At 43.8% G+C, this 20318-nt stretch carries 14 protein-coding genes; 7 read left to right on the forward strand and 7 right to left on the reverse strand.

Features of this window, described 5'->3' with window-relative positions; all coding sequences use genetic code 11:
• The first annotated feature begins 366 nt into the window (after window positions 1–366).
• Window positions 367–4578 (forward strand): PAS domain S-box protein, encoded by a 4212-nt coding sequence (locus ACE1CD_RS22340; protein WP_374826277.1) that lies wholly within the window; start codon window positions 367–369, stop codon window positions 4576–4578.
• Window positions 4579–4898: 320 nt separating this feature from the next.
• Window positions 4899–5135 carry a hypothetical protein gene (locus ACE1CD_RS22345; protein ID WP_374793428.1) on the forward strand — a complete coding sequence of 79 codons (237 nt, stop codon included), beginning with the start codon at window positions 4899–4901 and terminating at the stop codon, window positions 5133–5135.
• A 23-nt stretch (window positions 5136–5158) separates the two neighbouring features.
• Here ACE1CD_RS22345 and ACE1CD_RS22350 read toward each other — a convergent pair whose 3' ends face one another.
• Together ACE1CD_RS22350 and ACE1CD_RS22355 are read right to left on the reverse strand one after the other, a co-directional pair.
• Entirely contained in the window at window positions 5159–5773 is a 615-nt protein-coding gene (locus ACE1CD_RS22350; RefSeq protein WP_374793426.1) for a hypothetical protein, read from the reverse strand.
• Window positions 5774–5858: 85 nt separating this feature from the next.
• The gene (locus ACE1CD_RS22355; RefSeq protein WP_374793424.1) at window positions 5859–6206 is read right to left on the reverse strand and encodes a hypothetical protein; all 348 of its coding nucleotides are present in this window, start codon (window positions 6204–6206) and stop codon (window positions 5859–5861) included.
• Between the two features lie 170 nt (window positions 6207–6376).
• On the opposite strand from ACE1CD_RS22355, the gene ACE1CD_RS22360 reads away from it, so the two are divergent.
• From ACE1CD_RS22360 to ACE1CD_RS22370, 3 genes are all read left to right on the forward strand, one after another.
• The gene (locus ACE1CD_RS22360) at window positions 6377–7831 is read left to right on the forward strand and encodes an AAA-like domain-containing protein (protein ID WP_374826278.1); all 1455 of its coding nucleotides are present in this window, start codon (window positions 6377–6379) and stop codon (window positions 7829–7831) included.
• Complete coding sequence (locus ACE1CD_RS22365; protein WP_374826279.1) at window positions 7828–10674, forward strand: WD40 repeat domain-containing protein; 2847 nt, start codon at window positions 7828–7830, stop codon at window positions 10672–10674. The genes ACE1CD_RS22360 and ACE1CD_RS22365 overlap by 4 nt, the downstream gene beginning before the upstream one ends.
• 126 nt (window positions 10675–10800) lie before the next feature.
• Window positions 10801–11529, forward strand: a complete 729-nt coding sequence (locus ACE1CD_RS22370; RefSeq protein ID WP_374826280.1) for an NlpC/P60 family protein — start codon at window positions 10801–10803, stop codon at window positions 11527–11529.
• A 37-nt stretch (window positions 11530–11566) separates the two neighbouring features.
• Here the strand turns inward: ACE1CD_RS22370 and ACE1CD_RS22375 are convergent, their stop codons facing one another.
• Together ACE1CD_RS22375 and ACE1CD_RS22380 are read right to left on the reverse strand one after the other, a co-directional pair.
• Window positions 11567–11935, reverse strand: coding sequence for an aspartyl protease (locus ACE1CD_RS22375; protein ID WP_374793417.1), 369 nt, complete (start codon window positions 11933–11935; stop codon window positions 11567–11569).
• Window positions 11932–12249, reverse strand: a complete 318-nt coding sequence (locus ACE1CD_RS22380; protein WP_374793415.1) for a hypothetical protein — start codon at window positions 12247–12249, stop codon at window positions 11932–11934. The genes ACE1CD_RS22375 and ACE1CD_RS22380 overlap by 4 nt, the downstream gene beginning before the upstream one ends.
• A gap of 335 nt (window positions 12250–12584) precedes the next feature.
• Between ACE1CD_RS22380 and ACE1CD_RS22385 the strand changes: the two genes are divergently transcribed.
• Complete coding sequence (locus tag ACE1CD_RS22385; RefSeq protein WP_374793413.1) at window positions 12585–13373, forward strand: DUF5131 family protein; 789 nt, start codon at window positions 12585–12587, stop codon at window positions 13371–13373.
• On the opposite strand, the gene ACE1CD_RS22390 is transcribed toward ACE1CD_RS22385, so the two are convergent.
• Entirely contained in the window at window positions 13351–14466 is a 1116-nt protein-coding gene (locus tag ACE1CD_RS22390) for a three-Cys-motif partner protein TcmP (RefSeq protein ID WP_374793411.1), read from the reverse strand. The two genes, ACE1CD_RS22385 and ACE1CD_RS22390, sit on opposite strands and share 23 nt — an antisense overlap.
• 78 nt (window positions 14467–14544) lie before the next feature.
• Window positions 14545–18357 (reverse strand): hydantoinase B/oxoprolinase family protein, encoded by a 3813-nt coding sequence (locus ACE1CD_RS22395; protein ID WP_374826281.1) that lies wholly within the window; start codon window positions 18355–18357, stop codon window positions 14545–14547.
• Between the two features lie 28 nt (window positions 18358–18385).
• Here ACE1CD_RS22395 and ACE1CD_RS22400 point away from each other — a divergent pair, with 28 nt between their 5' ends.
• Window positions 18386–18691, forward strand: a complete 306-nt coding sequence (locus ACE1CD_RS22400) for a hypothetical protein (RefSeq protein WP_374793407.1) — start codon at window positions 18386–18388, stop codon at window positions 18689–18691.
• A 29-nt stretch (window positions 18692–18720) separates the two neighbouring features.
• On the opposite strand, the gene ACE1CD_RS22405 is transcribed toward ACE1CD_RS22400, so the two are convergent.
• A complete protein-coding gene (locus ACE1CD_RS22405; protein WP_374793405.1) occupies window positions 18721–20307 on the reverse strand; it encodes an MDR family MFS transporter in 1587 nt (528 codons plus the stop codon).
• Between the last annotated feature and the right edge of the window lie 11 nt (window positions 20308–20318).

Here is a 20318-nt window from a genome sequence, read left to right on the forward strand (position 1 = left end):
TTCCCCGCATTGCGCGCCAGCAGACCGGGTTTTGTTCAACCGCGGTGCGTTGGCTCCCATGTGCGCGATCGCACCGCGTTTACTTTTATTACGTACAGTATAGATAATAAATAATACATCAACAAAAACTAACTACTGAATTACTCCACTTAAAATCGTTGGTTTAATCTCTCCCTGGATATCACTTACAGTTAAATAGTAACCTTTATTACCAAAAATTGCAGGGAAGCGAGTTGACGTATGGGTTATATTGAACTGAAGTTATTAAAGCCGCTAGCGCACAGCGTTCCTGCCTGACTGGGGATAGTCGCGTGCTGGCGGTAAGGCAAAATTTTATACATTCTTGACTTGGGGCTTTTACCTATTATGATGACGACCGAACTGGTTGCTTTGCAAACTGCATATACTTCCCTAGAATCAGCCCTGAAGAAAAGCCAAGCGTTACTGGACGCTACCTTTGAGCAAACTATTATTGGTTTGGCGTACTGTGACTTGCAAGGTAAATTTGTGCGGGTCAATCGCAAGTTTGGCGAAGTTGTTGGGAGCGAGATTTCCGAACTGATAAATAGAACATTTTCAGAAATTACCCATCCCGAAAATCCTCAAATAGCTTCTGTATTGAGCCAACAATTAATCCAGGGCGAACTTGCCAATTATGAGTGGGAAATTTGCTTTCCGCATCCGGATGGAACAGTTGCTTGCGGGCAGCTAACGCTGTCGCTTGTCCGAGAAGAATCGGGCGAGCCAGTGTTTTTATTTTTGACGATCGCAGATATTACTCAACACAAAAATCTCGCAGAGCAATTACAGCAAAAAGAAACTCCCCTATCCGAGCAGCTAAAAATCTGCCAATTTGCCCTCGAACACGCTGCTGATGCCATCTTTTGGGTGAAAGCCGATGCACAGTTTTGCTATGTCAACTTGGCAGCTTGTCGCTTATCAGGCTACGATCGAGAAGAACTTTTTGCCATGAAGGTGTTTCAAATAGACCCCAACTTTACTCCGGCGATCTGGAAACAGGAATGGGAAAATTTGAAGCAGCAAGGGTTTTTGCAATTCGACAGTCACATTCAAGCCAAAGACGGCAGATTTATTCCGGTACAGATTAGCGTTAATTATTTGGAATTTGAAGGCTGCGAGTATAATTGTGCCTTTATGCGCGATATCAGCGATCGCATTTCTGCCGAAACTGCTTTACGAAAGAGCGAACAACAATATGAAACTTTAACAAGATTGGCACCCGTGGGTATTTTTCGCACCGATGCGGCGGGAAAAGTAATATATGCAAACGAGCGTTGCATCGAGATGGTGGGATTGAGACGCGAAATGCTATTAGGGGATGGTTGGGTACAAACTATCCATCCTGAAGATATAGAAGAAGTATTAACAAAATGGTTAAAGACAATTAAACAGCATTCCTCCTTTCAATGCGAACATCGCATAGTGCGTCCCGATGGCAGCATAGTTTGGGTGCTAACCCAGGCGATCGCTGAATTTGAAACTGACGGAACTATAATCGGCTATGTGGGAACGCTCACCGATATTAGCGAACGCAAACGAGTAGAAGCCGAACTAACCCAAGCGCAAAAATTTCTTGCCTCGGTGCTAGAAAATCTGCCTGTTTCGGTTGTGGCTAAAGAGGCAACCGAATTGCGATTTGTCCTGTGGAATCCGGCGACAACAAACATTTTGGGTTACACTCCAGAAGAAGTGCTGGGCAAAAATGATTATGACTTTTTCCCCAAAGAGCAAGCTGATTTTTTCACAAGTAAAGATAGGGAAGCGCTGAATGCAGGAAAATTCATCGAAATTCCAGAAGAGCCAATTCAAATAAAAACGGGAGAAACGCGGTTCTTTCATACGCGGAAAACGGGAATTACTGACAATGAGGGCAACCCTCAATATTTGCTGGCGATCGCAGAAGATATTACCGAGCGCAAATTGGCTTTAGAAGCTTTAGCTGAAAATGAAGAACGCTGGCGTCAAATTTTTACAGAAGCTCCCATTGGTATAGCCTTAGCAAATACTGACAACCATCGCATAGAGAAAGTGAATCGCGCTCTCTGCGAGATGTTGGGCTACACAGAAGCAGAACTCCTGACCATGACACCAGCTGATATTACCCACCCGGAAGATAGGAAGCTTGAAATATCCCTAATGAAGCAGGTGGTGTCAGGAAAAATCCCCAGATATCAAATTGAAAAACGCTTGCTAACCAAAAACTATGACATTATTTGGGTGAATATGAAAGCTACTATATTGCGTCACCCAGATGGCACTATCCGTTATGGACTGGCAATGATCGAAAATATCACCCAGCGCAAGAATTTAGAACGAGAATTAGCATTGAGACAAGCTCGGTTTGATGCCTTTTTCAGCACTGCTCCCGCTGCTTTGGTAATGTTAGACGATCGGTTGCGCTACGTCCAAATTAACGATGCGGCTGCGGAAATGAACGGGTTATCGGTAAAAGAGTATCTGGGCAAAACCTTCGGCGAAGTCGTGCCAGAGTTAGCTGATTCTTTAGCGCCGATATTTGAGAAAATATTAACAACCGGGGAACCGATGCTCAACATGGAAGTATCGGGTGAAGCTCCCAAAGAAACTGGTACTATCAGGCATTGGATCGCTTCTTTCTTTCCACTTCCGGGCGAGGATTGTCGCCCAGTTGGTTTGGGGATAGTTGCTGTAGAAATTACCGCGCTCAAACGCGCCGAAACCGCACTTCAGGAGAGTTTGGAACGGTTTGAACTGGTATTGAAAGCCACTAACGATGGCATTTGGGAAGTTCGCTATACTTGGTTGGACGAGCATACGCCAAAAGAGCAAATTTACTATTCGCCGCGATTAATGGAATTTGTAGGTTTTACAAAAAGCGAATTAAAAAATGTCTCCCAAAGTTATATAAATCGCATTCATCCAGAAGATCGCGTCCGCGTCGATCGCGCTCTTTCTGCTCACATAAATGAAGCAGTTCCTTACCAGGATATCGAGTATCGAATTCGTAACAGCACTGGCGAATACCGCTGGGTAATTGCCAGAGGACAAGCATTGTGGGATACGGCGGGGAGAGTTACTAGATTTGCTGGTTCGATGCGCGACATTACCGATCGCAAACGCGCCGAAACTGCCTTGAAAGAAAAAGTGGCTAGGGAAAAACTGCTCAATCAGTTGGTGTCGCAAATTCGCACTTCTTTTGATTTAGACAAAATTTTGGTAACAGTTGTTAGTTCGCTTCAAAATTTATTGAATGTGGATTCGTGTGCGTTTTCTTGGTATCGTGCTTATTCTTCAAACCTACCCGCCAGCAGGGAAGAAGACGGGGAGGTATGGGAGATAGTCCATGAAGCCAAAAAACCGCACATTGCCAGCCTTATAGGTATTTACCCCACACAAGCATATGGTTCGATTACACAAAGACTGATCGAAGGGAAAATCATACGAGTGAACGAAGTGACAACTTGTGGAGATCCAGAATTGCAGCAAGCTTGTATGTCTTTTGGTTATACTTCTGCAATCGCTATACCGATTATGACCAATAGTGGCGAAATTGGTACGATCGGATGCTATCATTCTACGGGCGTGCGTCCCTGGACTGATGCGGAATTGGAATTTTTGCAAGCTGTGTGCAATCAGTTAGCGATCGCCATTTCGCAAGCCGAACTCTACAATCAAGCTACACAAACAGCCTTGGTAGCGCAAGAAAAAGCGAGACTTTTAGAAGCAACTTTATCTGAATTGAAAAGCGCCCAACTGCAACTAATTCAAAGCGAAAAGATGTCTTCTTTAGGACAAATGGTAGCGGGTATTGCCCATGAAATTAACAATCCCGTTAGTTTTATCTATGGCAATATCGATCACGCCTCTAGATATATTTCCGATTTGTTATCCCTAGTCGAACTTTATGCCCAACATTACCCCCAGCCAGCCGATGCTATTACAGACTTTGAAGAAGATATCGATTTAGATTTTTTAAAATTAGATTTGCCGAAACTGCTCGGTTCTATGAAAATAGGAGCAACCCGCATTCAGGAAATTGTGCGATCGCTGCGAACATTTTCCCGACTTGACGAAGCTGAGAAAAAAGCGATCGATCTTCACGAAGGCTTAGACAGCACCCTTAGATTGCTGGAACATCGCCTCTCTGAAAAATCGGGACATCCAGCTATTCAAGTGATTAAAAATTATGGCAATTTGCCGTTAGCCGAGTGCTATGCCGGACAATTGAATCAAGTGTTTATGAATTTGCTGACTAATGCCATTGATGCAATTGAAGAAACTTATCAAGGCAGAAGTTACGAATCGATTAAAGCCAATCCCGGTAAAATTACAATTACCACAGAGCTAAAAAATTCATCGCGAGTAATCATCAAGATATCCGACAACGGTGCGGGAATTCCAGAGTCAGTAAAAAAACGATTATTTGACCCGTTCTTTACAACTAAACCTGTCGGTAAGGGAACTGGACTGGGACTTTCGATCAGCTATCAAATTGTGGTAGAGCGTCATTCTGGAGAGTTGCGTTGTGTTTCTTCTCCTGGAAAAGGGACGGAGTTTGCGATCGAAATCCCGCTGTAATAACTGGAGGTGGGGAGTGTGCGATCGCTTTTGTCACAGCGCTTTACTTTGTTTGAAGTCTACGGTATCGTAAAATTGAGCGCAAACTAAGTAGTTGCTAGTGTCATAACTGCAAAGGAGATTTCCAGTGAGACACCCCCGTTGTTGTGGTGATAATAAAAACTTATTTAATCGTAGGGTGGGTTAGGCACGGGCGATAAGTTCAGTACTTTCGATCGATAATTAAGTTCCCGTGCCGTAACCCACCATCCCAGCTATCTGTAACATATACAAAAATTTTCCACCATCAACCATAAAGACTCGCTGGTGAGACACCGAAAATGTCAACAGTTAAAGTAGAAATACAACTTTCTTCAGAAGATTTACTAAAAGCCGTCGAGCAGTTAAGCCAGCCGGACTTAGAGCGATTTGTATCTCAAGTTATCGCACTACAGGCGCAACGGAAAGCCACTAAATTACCAGCAAACGAAGCCGAACTGTTGTTAAAAATTAATCTAGACATTGCCGTAAGGGGGTGTGGACTGACGCAGAACGCTCAATCCACACGATGTACTTAATGAGTAGATTTGTGGGAGGTCAATCAATTCGGATTACGATTTCTTCCTCCTCCTGAGTGACAGCCTGTGCAATAGTTGTGGACTCCACGAACAGCGCCACTAATACCCGCCGCTGTGCCACCAATTGCAGCACCACCTGCTGCGCCGCCAGGTCCTCCGGCCATACCTCCAGTTACGGCACCTGCTGCGGCACCTCCTAGCACTTCTCCACGATCGATACCCCTTCCAGCAGCATCTAGAACTTCTCTTGGAGAGTGACCGCGAGCAGCATCCCTTGCTTCTCTTGCCGCCTCCCTTGCAGCCTCCCTTGCATCAGGATCGTAGGCAAGGCGTACCGGGGTTTCTAGAGCAGCTGTAGGAATTTTGGATGATTTAGAGAAGTCAGGGCAATAAATTGTATGACTTCCCGATCCTGGAACTGATGAGACATCAGGGCAGTAAATATGGGGACGGTAGCTAGATTTAATTCTCTCTTCCCAATCAGGTCGTTGCCGACAACCGCAAATTGTTTGCCGTACAGGGCTATACGAGTGTGCTTGAGAAGTTGCGGCACTTCCAGCCTGACTCGTTAAGCCAGTAGAAGTTGCACTAATAAGCAGTAGAAATAGCGAACTCAAACCAAATTTTTTGACAGTCATATAATTCTCCTGTGGTATTCTCGACTAATTTCCTAGTAGTGGTAGTGGAACTCTTGTTGTAACGAGATTGATAAAATGCAAATCGTCATACGTCCTCACCATCGGCACTTCTGCCAATACCACCACCGGGGCCACGAGTTCGATAGCGTCCTGCAACAAGATCGTTTTTATCGGTGGAAATTGGTGATACTTGGGTGTTATTCAACGGTTGAATGAGCGGGCGTCGATCGCTGTTGATAATAGAATTTGATGCTTCCGCACAGCGCATCACCCGGCATATTTTCGGTGGAAAATAGCGACCCATACAGGTGCAGCCCTTAATTGGTGGAATAGGTCGGGGGATTGTGACTGCTGATACAGAGCTTAGAGTTGAAAGTAGGGATATGACAGTTGCCGATCCGATCGCAAAATTCCGTTTGAAGGCAGAGTTCATATTTATTCTCCTGGTTTTAGTAAGTAGTGCTATCAGTAGCGATATTTCAATGAAATAGGATTGCTGACTGAGTTCAAGCCTGAGAATGACTGAGTAAGGCTGACTTTTAAGCTATTGCATCCATTAGCTATGACATCTATGTAAAATCTAATTAGCTCACAAGTACCGATATGCCACGATCGCTCAAGGTTCGACAAGACTGTATTGGGATAGTTAAGCTAGCAGTGAGACGGAACGGCTTTGCCAGCCAACAGGCTCTATCTGAGGAGCTAGGCATGGCTCGCTCTACAGTGGTCAATTTTTTGACGGGTAGACCAGTCGATCGGGCTGTTTTTGAAGATATATGTGTGAGATTATCCCTAAACTGTCAGGAGATTGCTGAGTTTGACATGGAAACTCCATCAACTTCCGGTAAGGAAACTCAGATCGAGTCCAGCAGAAATTATAAAGACATAAAAGCTGTGGACGAGGTATCAACCTTTCAGCATAGGGGAGAGAAGCCCAGTGAAGTGGAAGGGGCTCAAATGAAGCGATCGCTCAATTTAAGCAGTTTAGATCAAAAAGACAACATCTTTGAGAATCAGCACCAGCTTAAGCATCTGTCATACGTAGAAGCCCAAGAGAGGGATTTTGGCTTTTATGTAGAACGCCCTCCCGTTGAAGAGCGCTGTTACTCAGAGATTTTGAAGCCTGGATGTCTGCTACGAATTAAAGCCCCTTGGCAAACAGGAAAAACAGAGTTGATGTCAAAACTCATCCATTACGTCGAACAAAAGGGATATCGAACAGCCGTTTTAAATCTGCGGGATGCGACTCAAGAAGATTTCAGCAACTTGGATAAATTTTTGCAATGGTTTTATACTATTGTTGCTGATAGATTTGAGTTGACTACCAGCGTTGAAGAACACTGGCGCAAGAGTATTGGAAATAGCAAGATTAAATGTCGAAGCTACTTTGAAAAGTATTTGTTACCGGGCGAACGTCCTTTAGCTTTAGCTTTAGATGAGGTAGACCGAATTTTTTCAATCCGGTCAATTGCCAGTGAGTTTTTAGGTATGCTGCGAACGTGGCATGAAGATGCTAAAACTCGTCAAGTTTGGCGACAACTCCGACTCGTCATGCTACATTCAGAAATCTACACTGAGGTTGATATCAACCAATCTCCGTTTAATGCCGGATATGAGGTGATATTAACAGACTTTAACCAAGAGCAAGTGCTTTCTTTAGCACATCGATATGGATTAGATTTCGATCGAAACAAAGTCACACAATTAATGGCTATAGTAGGAGGACATCCTTATTTAGTTGCAGAAGCCCTCAAACGGATAGAACAACAAGATACAACGCTTGATGAAGTGCTGCAAACATCTCACACAGCATGGGGAATTTATAGCCGCCACTTAGAACGACATTGGAGGAATTTACAATCTAATTCTGAATTGGCGAGTGCTTTTGAAAAAATAGTCCTAGCGAACTCACCAGTAGAATTTAATTCTCAGTTAAATCAAAGTATGGCAATGAAGTTAAATGATTTGGGGCTGGTGAAGCTTTTCAGCAATAGCGTAATGCCACGCTATGAGTTATACCGTCAGTATTTTCTATCTCGTTTTCAAAATAAACTATGAGCGCAACATACAACCAGAGTAATTCTTATCAAGTAGGTGGAAGTTTGCCAGAATATGCCTCCACATATGTGGTACGACAGGCAGACTATGAACTGTATGAAGGGTTAAAAAGCGGTTCGTTTTGTTATGTTTTAAACTCCCGACAGATGGGTAAGTCTAGTTTGCGGGTAAGAACAATGCGAACTCTGGAAAAAGAAGGCTATGCTTGTTGTGCAATTGAAATGAGGGATATTTGCAGTTATGAAGTAACGCCGGATGAATTTTTTGGTGGTTTCCTCAGCCTTTTAGTCAGCGGTTTTAATTTGGAAATTGATATAGGAGACTGGTGGTACAAGCATCAATATATTCCTCCATCAATGCGATTGAGTAAGTTTGTTTCAGAAGAACTGCTAGAAAAGGTTAATCAAAATATTGTTATCTTCGTCGATGAAATCGATAATGTTCTGAATCTAAGGTTTAAAGACGATTTTTTTGCTTTTGTTCGTAGTTGTTATAACAAACGGGCTGACCATCTCAAATATAATCGCCTCACTTTCGCTCTGCTAGGGGTAGCAACACCTGCGGATTTAATTGCAAATACGCATTACACACCTTTTAATATTGATAGCCGAGCAGTTGAACTGACTGGCTTTCAACTAGAGCAAACAGAGCCTTTAGAACAAGGATTGTTTGGGGTACTTAGTAATCCCAAAGCAGTCATGAAAGAGGTATTAAAATGGACAGGCGGACAACCGTTTCTCACGCAATGGTTGTGTCAACTGATTAGTGTATATTCTTTACCTCTTCATCCTCAAGATGATGCAGAATGGGTAACCGCAATTGTACGAGAACGGATGATAGAAAATTGGTGGGCGCAGGATCAACAACAGCATTTACAAACAATATGCGCTCGCATACTTAGTAATGAAAAGCGAATTTGTCGATTGTTGGGGTTATATCAACAGATTTTACGATGGGGAGGAATTGAGAGCGATGATAGCTCTGAACAAATGGAATTGCGGCTATCTAGTTTAGTAGTTAAGCAGGACGGATTTTTAAGAGTTTATAACCGTATTTATGAATCTGTTTTTGATGAAAATTGGGTTGATAAAGAGCTAGCAAATGTACGTCCTTATGCAGAAGCTATAATTGCTTGGGAAGAATCGTCCTGTCAAGATACTTCACAGCTTTTGCGCGGGCAAGACTTATGGAATGCACAAGCCTGGGTAGTTGGTAAGAGTTTGAGTGATTTGGATTATCAGTTTCTCAGCGCAAGTCAAGAAATGGATAACCGAGAAACTTTAGAAGTAGAGAAGCAAGCGAAGTCAATTTTGCACCAAGCCGCAAAAAAAGCCAAGCGACGAATACAGATTGGCTCAGTAATTTTGGCTGTATCCTTAGTGGTGGCACTAATTACTGGAGTGCAATTACTCGTAACTGAACAAAAACGACAAGAAGTAGTGAGAGGTACCAAACTTGAACAAGATGGTAACGCTGCTTTACGGCAGTTTGAGTTTCAACAAATAGAAGCACTTTTATTGGCAATGAAGGCTGGACAACAGTTAAAGGAACTGGTTAAAGACGGTCGCCCATTAAAAAAGTATCCGGCCACAAGTCCAATTTTAGCTTTACAGATAATTCTTGATAACATTCAAGAACAAAATAAGCTTCAAGGTCATAAAGGAACTGTCTACAGCGCTAGTTTTAGCCCGAATGGAGAAAGCATCGCTACTGCATCTTCGGACAAAACTACCCGTGTGTGGGATTTATCGGGCAAGCAATTAGTTGTTCTTCGAGGACATCAAAAAAAAGTTACTCACGCCAGTTTTAGTCCTGACGGAAATCATATTGTTACTGCATCTGATGATGGAACAGCCCGTGTTTGGGATTTGTCTGGTAAGAAATCAGCGAAGCTCAAAGGACATCAACAGTGTGTTAATGATGCAAACTTTAGTTTTGATGGACAACGCATTGTCACTGCATCAGATGACGGAACCGCCCGTATATGGGATTTGTCAGGTAAACAGTTAGCTATTCTCTCAGGACATCAAAAAAAAGTTACTCGCGCCAGTTTTAGCTCTAACGGGCAGAGGATCGTTACGGCATCCCACGATACAACAGCTCGTGTGTGGGATTTGTCAGGTAAACAGTTAGCTATTCTCCCAGGACATCAACGTGAAGTCAGCAGCGCTGTCTTTAGTCCTGATGGTCAGCGTATCGTCACCACATCTCGTGATGGAACTACTTATGTATGGAATTTGTCAGGCAAGATATTGGTTAAATTTTTAGGTCATCAGGGTTGGTGGGTTAACAGTGCTAGTTGGAGTCTTGATGGAAGGCGCATTGTCACTGCATCCAGCGATCGAACTGCACGTATTTGGGACTTGTCTGGTAAACCGTCAGTTGAACTTAAAGGGCATGAAAATACTGTGATTCGTGCCAATTTTAGTTCTGATGGAAAGTATGTTATTACTGCATCATGGGATGGCACTGCCCGTGTTTGGAATTTGTCAGGTGACTTGCTAGCAGTACTGGTAGGTCATGTGAGAAATGTTACTAATGCCAGCTTTAGCCCGGATGGGCAGCGCATTGTCACCGCCTCTGAAGACAAAACCGCCCGTATTTGGGATTTGTCTGGCAGACCGCTAGCTAAACTGGAAGGGCATGGGAATGAAATTGTTCGCGCTAGTTTCAGTCCAGATGGGAAGTTCATTGTTACTGGTTCGAGTGATAAAACTGCGAGAATTTGGCGGGTTAGGGAATTAGATGAACTTCTAGTACAGGGTTGTTTGTGGCTAAAAGATTACCTTGCTACGCATCCCGAAGCACGAGAGGAACTTAAATTTTGTCATAAAACGTCATAGGCTTGTATTATTTCTCACCTTAAAATATTACTGTTGGCTATCAATTCACTATCTATGCTGATACCGAGACGAACTTTTTTAGCGAAAGCTTGGACTATAACCTGGGTTAGTGCGATCGGCGTGCTAATGCCCTCATCGCCTGTAAAGGCTCAAACTTCAACTAAGCCAAAACACTTGGAAGATGCTTTATTACTACTTGAGGGATTGCGTTGGGAGAATAATAATTATCAACACGGCGAACCTACTGTAAATTGGAAGGGTGTTAATGGAGCCTCTGATTATGAATCAAAAACAGATTGCAGCGGGTTTATGAGCAAATTACTACAACATAGTTATGGTGATTATTTCACGGACGAACGTTTTAAGCAGTGGATGAAGAAAACCCGTGACCGTCCCTTAGCAGAGGACTTCCACTACGCTATTGTCAATCAGAAAGATTTCATTCAGATTAAAAACCTGACACAAGTTCAACCAGGGGATATTATTGCTATCGAGTATCCAGATGGTGAAGACAACACTGGACACGTTATGTTGGTAGTAGAAACTCCCAAAGAAATAAAAGCAGAACCACCTTTGGTTAAAGCAACAAAACAGTGGACAGTTAAGGTTGTAGACCAAAGTCGATCGGGGCATGGTACGAAAGATACGCGACGTATAAAAGACCCTCAGATAAAGGATGTTTATTGTACAAAAGATGATTCTTTTTATTGTGGGCTTGGAGAGGGAACAATACGAATATATACTTATGAAGAAAATGACAGTCTTTTTGGTTACACTTGGAGTAGATTTAAAAATTCTGAGTACTATTGTCCTGAGGAAAGGGATTTAGTCGTAGGTCGGTTAAGCTTTAATTGAACCCTTATACTACTACTGTGCGATCGCATTTTTCTTTTTACCCCAGCGTCAACACTCCTGCGCCATAATTCACCGTCAACGGCAGCATTTTCAGCCACTGCAAACCCAGTAGAGATTCGGGAATTCCGTCCCCAGCTAAAACGAGAATTATGTACTCTTGTCCATCGAGTACAACTCTTCCTTCATATATGTCAAAAAATGCCTCGCCTCGTGCCGTTTGCATGGCTCGTTCACTTTCAATCATAGCCCACCCCAGACTTAGGACATCTTGGTTGTCAAGGGCTAGCCAGCCTGTTGTAAATCCTGTATCTAGTAGCACATCGATAGTGAACCTTTCTCCATCAGCCGCGATTAAATCAATTTCAAAAATTAGCTCGCCGATATCACCGAACCTGCCTGAAATCATATCATTCCACAAGTTCCTGTCTCATTAAGACGCATGATGCCAACCATACCGCTGGGGTACTTTTGACGAGCTTTTTGAACAGCTACTTCTTCATCGGGATCGATAAAATAATCACCGCTGTTTGGCTCAATAACAATAAACCAATTGTAATGATTTTCTATCAATTCAGGGCTGACTCGTGCAAAAACCTCGCGATAACGCTGAGAACGAGCATCTTTTTCGGCTTGGCGTCTGGCGAGTTCTTCTGGGGGGATAGTGTATTCTGGGAATAGCCTGCCTCGACGATAAGGGCGTTTTGGTGTTGTTTGAGTCATGGTTTGGGTTGCTTATTGAAGTATCAGTAATTATATCCTAGATTTGGATGTGAAGGAGCGATCGCACCCTGCTTTCAGTGCTGTGCGATGCGATTAAATCAATTTCAAAAATTAGCTCGCTGATACCACCGAACCTGCATGAAATCTTATGTGCGATCGCAATTTTCATTTGTTCACCGTTGGGGGGTGCAAATGCCTACGGCACGTGTGGAAATTTTTCTTGTATTTTATGAGATTTTAAGGGATAATATAAAAGTCTAATTAGTACAAATGTATTAAATGCGTTTTAGTGGCCTTAAAAAGAAAACTTGCTGTTTTAATGGTAGAGTCTGCATATGGCAAGCACAAATACTGGTATAGAGTGGACTGATAGAACCTGGAACCCCACGACTGGCTGTAACAAAGTCAGTCCGGGTTGCACGCACTGCTATGCAGAAGCACTCACTAAACGTTTCCCAAAAAATTTCCCTAATGGCTTTGACTTGACGCTGCACCCAGACCGTTTAAAAGAGCCTAAACATTGGCGTACACCTAGTCGCGTTTTTGTTAACTCAATGAGCGATCTATTTCACGAAAAAGTGCCTATTGATTTCCTTAAAGAAGTCTTTGAGGTGATTCGTGAAACTCCTTGGCACGTATATCAAATCCTGACCAAACGCCACGAGCGTTTACTTGAGTTAGCTCCTCAATTAGACTGGCATGAAAATATCTGGATGGGCGTGTCTGTGGAAAATCAAAATTACGTTCATCGAGTGGATTCCTTGCGACAAGTACGCGCAAATGTACGCTTTCTTTCTTGCGAACCGTTGTTGGGTGCTTTGGAACTTGACTTAACAGGTATTCACTGGGTAATTGTTGGGGGAGAGTCTGGTGTAAAACACCGTCCGATGGAAGTAGAATGGGCGCAAAGTATCCGCGAACAGTGTCAAGAAGCTGGTGTGGCATTTTTCTTTAAACAATGGGGAGGTAGAACGCCTAAAGCTGGAGGACGGCTTTTAGATGAGCAAATTTGGGATGAAATGCCAAAAGCTTGGGATAAGCACAGACAGCAGTGGAAAAGATCCTCGTTGGCAGCTAGTCGCAAATTTAAAAAAGACCTTGTTACCTCTTTAGTGGAAAGGTAATTCTTACTGTGTCTGCCATAGTGTTTTTTCTGCGTTGATTGTCAGGTGGTTCAGCAGTAATTTTTCCTTGGGCTTCTAGTTGCTTCAGGACATCTTTATAGTTTGTTTTGATATAGCGTTTACCAACGTTGTGTCGCTCATAAACCTCTAGCATAGTCATGCTCTGACCTGCAAATTCATCAAGCAACATATCTGCTAGATCATCCAGGGGTCGTGAAAGCTCGAAAAGTAAAGGTTGATATATCGTAGCCGGATCGTAGTCAAAAGATGCTACTCCTTGCTCTGAACTAGAGCTTTCTTTTGCCATAATTTCTTTCATAATTGAGTAACCTAGTACATTTTTAGATACAAAAATAAGATGATGGCTAGTACGGCTACCGTCACTATTTTTAAAACGAAATGGCAAAGGATAAGTACCCCCTATTTCTTTGAGAGCTTGGCAGATAGCCTCTACAATAGTCAACTCACGTTCATAAGGCTGCATTTGTTGCAGTTGTTCTCTAAGAGTGTCGGCACGTTCTTTGCCAAACAGCGAGTTCATGTGTTCCTCTACCGCTTTGTTATTTAATCCCATATTGATACGGTTGTAATTAAAGAAGAATATGCAATCACAACCCCAACTCATGATTAACGAACCGATTAGCCGAAGCGATAATCCCTTGTAACCCCAAGGGTCTATAAAAAATAGTGTAGGCAATAACCGTATTCGCTGAATTTCTTGGACAATTTCTTCTCCAACTTCCTTGTTTAAAACTACTGGTATGTTCCTCAAGCTGCCTATATTAGAGATATAATTGATTGCCTGCTGTAATGACTGGGTGTTGTTTGAGTCTTTATCGTTAAAAATAGTTACTAACATCTCTCGCATATCTGAATCGGCGATCGCACGTTCCAAAATAAGCAATGGTGTAGACTTAGAACCATCTTTGTAACGACCGGGGCCAGAAAATAAGTCAATATAGGCAATATTTTCTCGTCTTTTCTTAGCTTGTGGTATAATCACCTTTGCCCACGCCCAAAAGTATTTAGCAACTATCGTAGCCTTAACTAAAGACTGTTCTTTAGACTCATCAAAGAAAGATCTGGCGGTCATAACTTTTCATTCCTCCTTTCAGTGCTGTGCGATCGCATTCCAAAATTCTGCTATGGCAATTTTTAATTAAAAATTTTCTCACACACCATACCCACCACCTCCGGGTGTTTCAATTATAAACACATCCCCCACATTCATCTCCACCACAGCAGTACTACCCAACTCTTCCACAGTTCCATCTTGTCGCTGCACGTAATTTTTACCGACAGTACCCGCTTCGCCACCGTGCAACCCAAAAGGTGCAACAACTCGACGCCCCGATAATATTCCCGCAGTCATCTTTTCCCGGAAACGAAGGCGACGAATTACACCATTTCCGCCACGATGAAGCCCATTACCACCGCTATTTTGCCGAATATAAAAATTCTCCAAAACTACCGGAAATCGCCATTCCAAAACTTCTGGATCGGTGAGGCGAGAATTCGTCATGTGCGTCTGAACGGCATCGGTGCCATCAAAATCAGCACCAGCACCAGCACCACCACAAATTGTTTCATAATATTGATATCTTTGATTCCCAAAAGTGAAGTTATTCATCGTTCCTTGAGAAGCTGCCATTACTCCCAAAGCACCGTACAAAGCATCGGTAATTGCCTGGGAAGTTTCCACATTTCCGGCAACTACAGCAGCTGGATAACGCGGATTCAACATACAACCTTCGGGAATAATAATTTCTAAAGGTTTGAGGCAACCTGCATTGAGGGGAATGTCGTCATTTACTAAGGTACGGAAGACATACAAAACTGCGGCTTTGCACACTGCTGCTGGTGCGTTAAAGTTGCTATCCAGTTGCGGGGAAGTTCCGGTAAAATCAATTTTGGCGCTGCGGGTGGATTTGTCGATCGCAATCCTCACCTGAATCTGACTCCCATTATCCAAAGCACAGGTGAAACTGCCATCTTTCAGCACATCGATAACGCGACGCACCGACTCTTCCGCATTATCCTGCACAAAACCCATGTAAGCTTGCACCGTTTCTAAACCGTAATGATCCACCATTTTGTGGAGTTCTTCCACACCTTGTTTGTTGGCGGCAATTTGCGCTTGCAAATCTGCGATGTTTTGGGTAGTGTTGCGGGCAGGATAGCTGCCGGATGTGAGAAGTTCTAACAGTTCTTTTTCGCGGAAATTTCCTTGTTCTACTAATTGGAAATTATCTATTAATATGCCTTCTTGTTCTACATTTGTGCTGTGGGGTGGCATGGAACCTGGGGTAATGCCGCCGATGTCGGCATGGTGTCCCCGCGAGGCGACGTAAAAGAGAGGAGGAGTGGGAGAGGGGGAGAGTGGGGGAGTGGGAGAGATAGCAAAAACAGGAGTAATAACTGTGATATCCGGTAAGTGAGTGCCGCCGTTGTAGGGATTGTTCAAAACATAAACATCACCGGGTTTGATATTATCTCCATAAGCATCAATTAAACTTTTGACGCTTTCACTCATGGAACCGAGATGGACTGGAATGTGCGGCGCATTGGCAACTAATTGTCCGTTGCCATCAAAAATTGCACAGGAAAAATCGAGGCGTTCTTTGATGTTCACGGAAGCAGCAGTATTTTGCAAAGTGATACCCATTTGTTCGGCGATCGCACGAAACAAATTATTGAAAATCTCCAACATCACCGGGTCGGGAGATTTTAGATTTGGGATTTGGGATTTGGGATGGGAAAGCGCAGATCGATCGCTCTTTTGCAAAATCAAATGATTTCTGTTTGTGAGTTTCGCTTGCCAACCCGGTTCTATGATATTTGTACCAGTTGCTTCTACAATAATTGCAGGGCCAAAAATGCCATCTCCCGGTTGCAAATCCTCCCGTTTGTAAACAGGTGTTTCCTGCCAAGCATCCGCCGCGTACATTTTTACAGTCGCTATAGATGAGGCAAATTCAGTTGTTTTCCTGGCAATTAAAGATTCTGCCGGCACATCAGTTTTACCTACCACCTCAACCGAAACCGCCTCCACAATCAGTGCCTTTTCCGACACAATGAAACCGTAACGTTGGCGATGCGCCTCCTCAAAAAGCTGCCTCATCCCCACAACATCACCAAAATCGACAATCAGCGACGAATCCGTTCCCTCATATCGCAAATGCAGCTTACGAAAAACCTGTGTATCTTGTGGCACAGGCATCTTGCCTGTGCGGTTCAATTCCTCCTTCCCTTCTGTGACTAATCCCTCCAAAACCTGTTGCAACAACGGCAACAATTCCTCACTCAACTTTGCTTCCACTGCCTTTTCCCGAATCACGCGCACATCCGCCAAACCCATACCATAAGCGGATAACACACCCGCGTAGGGATGGAGGAACACCTGCTTCATCCCCAACGCATCGGCAATCAAGCAAGCGTGTTGTCCCCCCGCACCGCCGAAACAACACAGCGTATATTCCGACACATCATAACCGCGTTGCAGAGAGATCTTTTTAATCGCGTTTGCCATTTTATCGACTGCGATCGCCAAAAATCCCGCCGCCACCTCCTCCGGTTTCGACTCCCCTCCCATCTCCGCCGCCAGTTGTGCGAACTTCTGCCCCACCACCTCTGCATCCAGCGGCAAATCGCCATTTTTCCCAAATACCTTGGGGAAAAACTCAGGCTGCAACTTACCCACCATCACATTGCAATCGGTCACCGTCAGCGGCCCACCTTTGCGATAACAAGCAGGGCCGGGATTTGCGCCCGCCGACTCCGGCCCTACGCGATAACGCGCACCATCAAAGTATAGAATCGAACCTCCACCAGCCGCGACAGTGTGAATCGCCATCATCGGCGTCCGCAATCGCACACCCGCAACTTCTGTCTCAAATGTGCGTTCGTATTGTGGCGCAAACTGTTCTTGTGGAATATCTTGTGGAATATCTTGTGGGATGGGGGTCTGGGCTTGTGGGATGGGGGTCTCGCCTTGTGGGATGGGGGTCTGGGCTTGTGGGATGGGCGTCTCGCCCGTCCTTAGCAATTTAGGGGCAGGCGGGACGCCTACCCCACAAGAGCGATCGACTGTATGGTTGTAATGTGCAACATCGGTGGAAGTACCGCCCATATCGAAGGTGATAATTTTATCGAAACCTGCCATCAAACTTGTTTGCACAGCGCCAACAATTCCCCCCGCAGGGCCTGATAAAATGCTATCTTTGCCTTGAAATAATTGTGCGTCGGTAAGTCCCCCATTCGATTGCATAAACATCAATTTAGTATTACCCAAATTACTGCTAACCCGATCTACATATCGCCGCAAAATGGGGGAAAGATAAGCATCCACAACAGTTGTATCGCCACGACTGACAAGCTTCATCAAAGGGCTGACTTGGTGGGATACCGATACTTGAGTAAAACCTATTCTATCTGCGATATCTGCAACTTTTTTTTCGTGTTCGGGATAGCGATAACCGTGCATAAAAACAATTGCACAACTGCGAATTCCTTCATAATAAGCTTGTTGTAAAGGTTGAATATAGCCAGTTTGTACGGGAAGTAATTCTTTGCCATCGGCGCTGTAGCGTTCTTCTACTTCTATGACGCGATCGTACAGCATTTCTGGTAGTATAATGTGACGGGCGAAGATATCGGGACGATTCTGATAACCGATGCGGAGGGCGTCTCGGAATCCTTTGGTAATCAGTAAAACTGTGCGATCGCCTTTTCTTTCCAGCAGCGCATTCGTCGCCACCGTCGTTCCCATCTTGACGACTTCAATCTCATCAGCTGGAATGGGTGTATCAGCAGTAATTCCCAAAAGATCGCGAATTCCCTGCACTGCTGCATCGGTGTAGCGTTCCGGATTTTCTGACAGCAGCTTGTGAATTACGAGATGTCCGTCGGGACGCCGCGCCACTATATCGGTAAACGTACCACCTCGATCGATCCAGAATTGCCAACCACCATTATTTGAATACATAACTAGAAATAATGACCCTAATTTACAGATGCAGATTATTATAGTGCTTTCCACTATCGCTTCGATCGTATTTTCATTTAATTTAGGCTTGACTGTAACGGATGCTCTCAAAGGCAAAAATTATTCTGATGTAGGAGTTCCTATGTACGCTAATTCCGATACAGCTTATCACATCGGCTTGGTAATCTACCCTTTAGTTTCCGGGTTACTGATTTTGCTCATCAACAAAAGCATCGGTAAAAATAGTTTATTAGCCTCAAGTTTAGGTATTCCATTGGTAATAATTTCTTTGTTTTTATATATTCCCTTACTTTGGATTACAGTCAGCTTCTAAAAATCGCTTAATTTATGCAATTCTATAAATTAATGTGCAGCACCACCACCAGTTGCCTTTACCTTTTTGAAGAAGATAATGGCAATACCACTCAGCAATAAAGCGCAACCAACTATGTAAAAACAATCGTTGAAAGCCATCACGAAAGCTTCGCGGCGAACAATATTGCTAATCGCTGCGATCGCTCGATCGCTCGCCGTACTCAAATCCGCCCCTCGACTCACAAAAAACTGAGTCATTTGTTCGATGCGCTGCTGCGTTTGCGGATCGTATAACGAAATAGCATCTCCTAAACGATTGGAGTGAAATTGCTCTCGCCGAGTTAGCAAAGTTGCCAAAATTGCAATTCCTAACGAACCGCCCATATTTCGCATCATGTTAAACAAACCAGAAGCAGATCCAGCTTGTTCCGCTTCAATTCCAGCAGTAGCAATTGATGAAAGAGGCACCATAATTAAAGGTTGTCCCATAGCGCGAACAAGTTGCGACCAAAGTAACTGATCTATACCAGTATCGTGAGTCATGTTCGAGTTCATAAAACAGCTGACAGCAAATAAACTAATACCCACACCAATCATGATGCGAGTATCGATTTTTTGCATTAACTTAGGTACGAATGGCACTATGAATAACTGCGGCAATCCAGCCCACATAATTACTTCCCCAATTTGCATCGCATTGTATCTTTGAATTTGGGCTAAGTACAAAGGTAAAATATAGATGGAACCGTACAAACCTACCCCAAGCGATACATTTACAATACTGGCTAAACCAAAATTGCGCCGGCCTAGCAAACGGAGATTGATAAAAGGTTTTTTTCGGGTAAATTCAATCCAGAAAAATATAGCTAGAAAAATCATGGCTATTACAGTTAACCGCACAATCAAATCGCTAGAAAACCAATCTTTGCGACTACCTTCTTCCAAAACAACTTGCAGCGAACCCAAGCCGATCGCCATCGCAATAATTCCGCCCCAATCTCCATCTTTGAGCAGATGCAGTTGTATCGGTTGAGGTTCCACCGCATACCAAACCGCTGACAGCAACAGCAAACCGGGAAGCAAATTTAAGTAAAAAACGTATTGCCAACTGTAATTTTCCGTCAGCCATCCTCCCAAAGTGGGGCCAATTGAGGGTGCAAAAGTTGCTGTAATCGCAAACATCGCTAAGCCGATCGTTTGTTTTGCAGGCGGTAAATTTGTCAGAATATAAGTAAACGACATCGGGATTAAAACGCCTCCCGTCAATCCCTGCAAAGCGCGAAACACAATCATAGAATTCAAATCCCACGCCCAAGCGCAGCATATAGAAAAGAAAGTAAATAAGCCAGCATTTACTAACAAATACCAACGCAGGGAAAATACTCGCGCTAGCCAGCCTGTGAGCGGAATTACTACAATTTCTGCCACCAGATAAGCGGTAGCAATCCAAGAACCTTCTTCTAAAGTTGCACCCAATGCTGCCTGAATTTGTTGCAAGGAGGCGTTGGTAATTTGAATATCCAACACCGCCATAAATGCGCCCAGAATTGTGCCGAAAAGTCCAATCCATGTTTTTAAGGGTATGCGATCGCCTGTCGGTTTTTGCGGTAGTTTTTTAGCACCTGCATCAGTCATAATAAGTCCTC

It is taken from the genome of Aerosakkonema sp. BLCC-F183, from assembly GCF_041929145.1.
Lineage (GTDB): Bacteria > Cyanobacteriota > Cyanobacteriia > Cyanobacteriales > Aerosakkonemataceae > Aerosakkonema.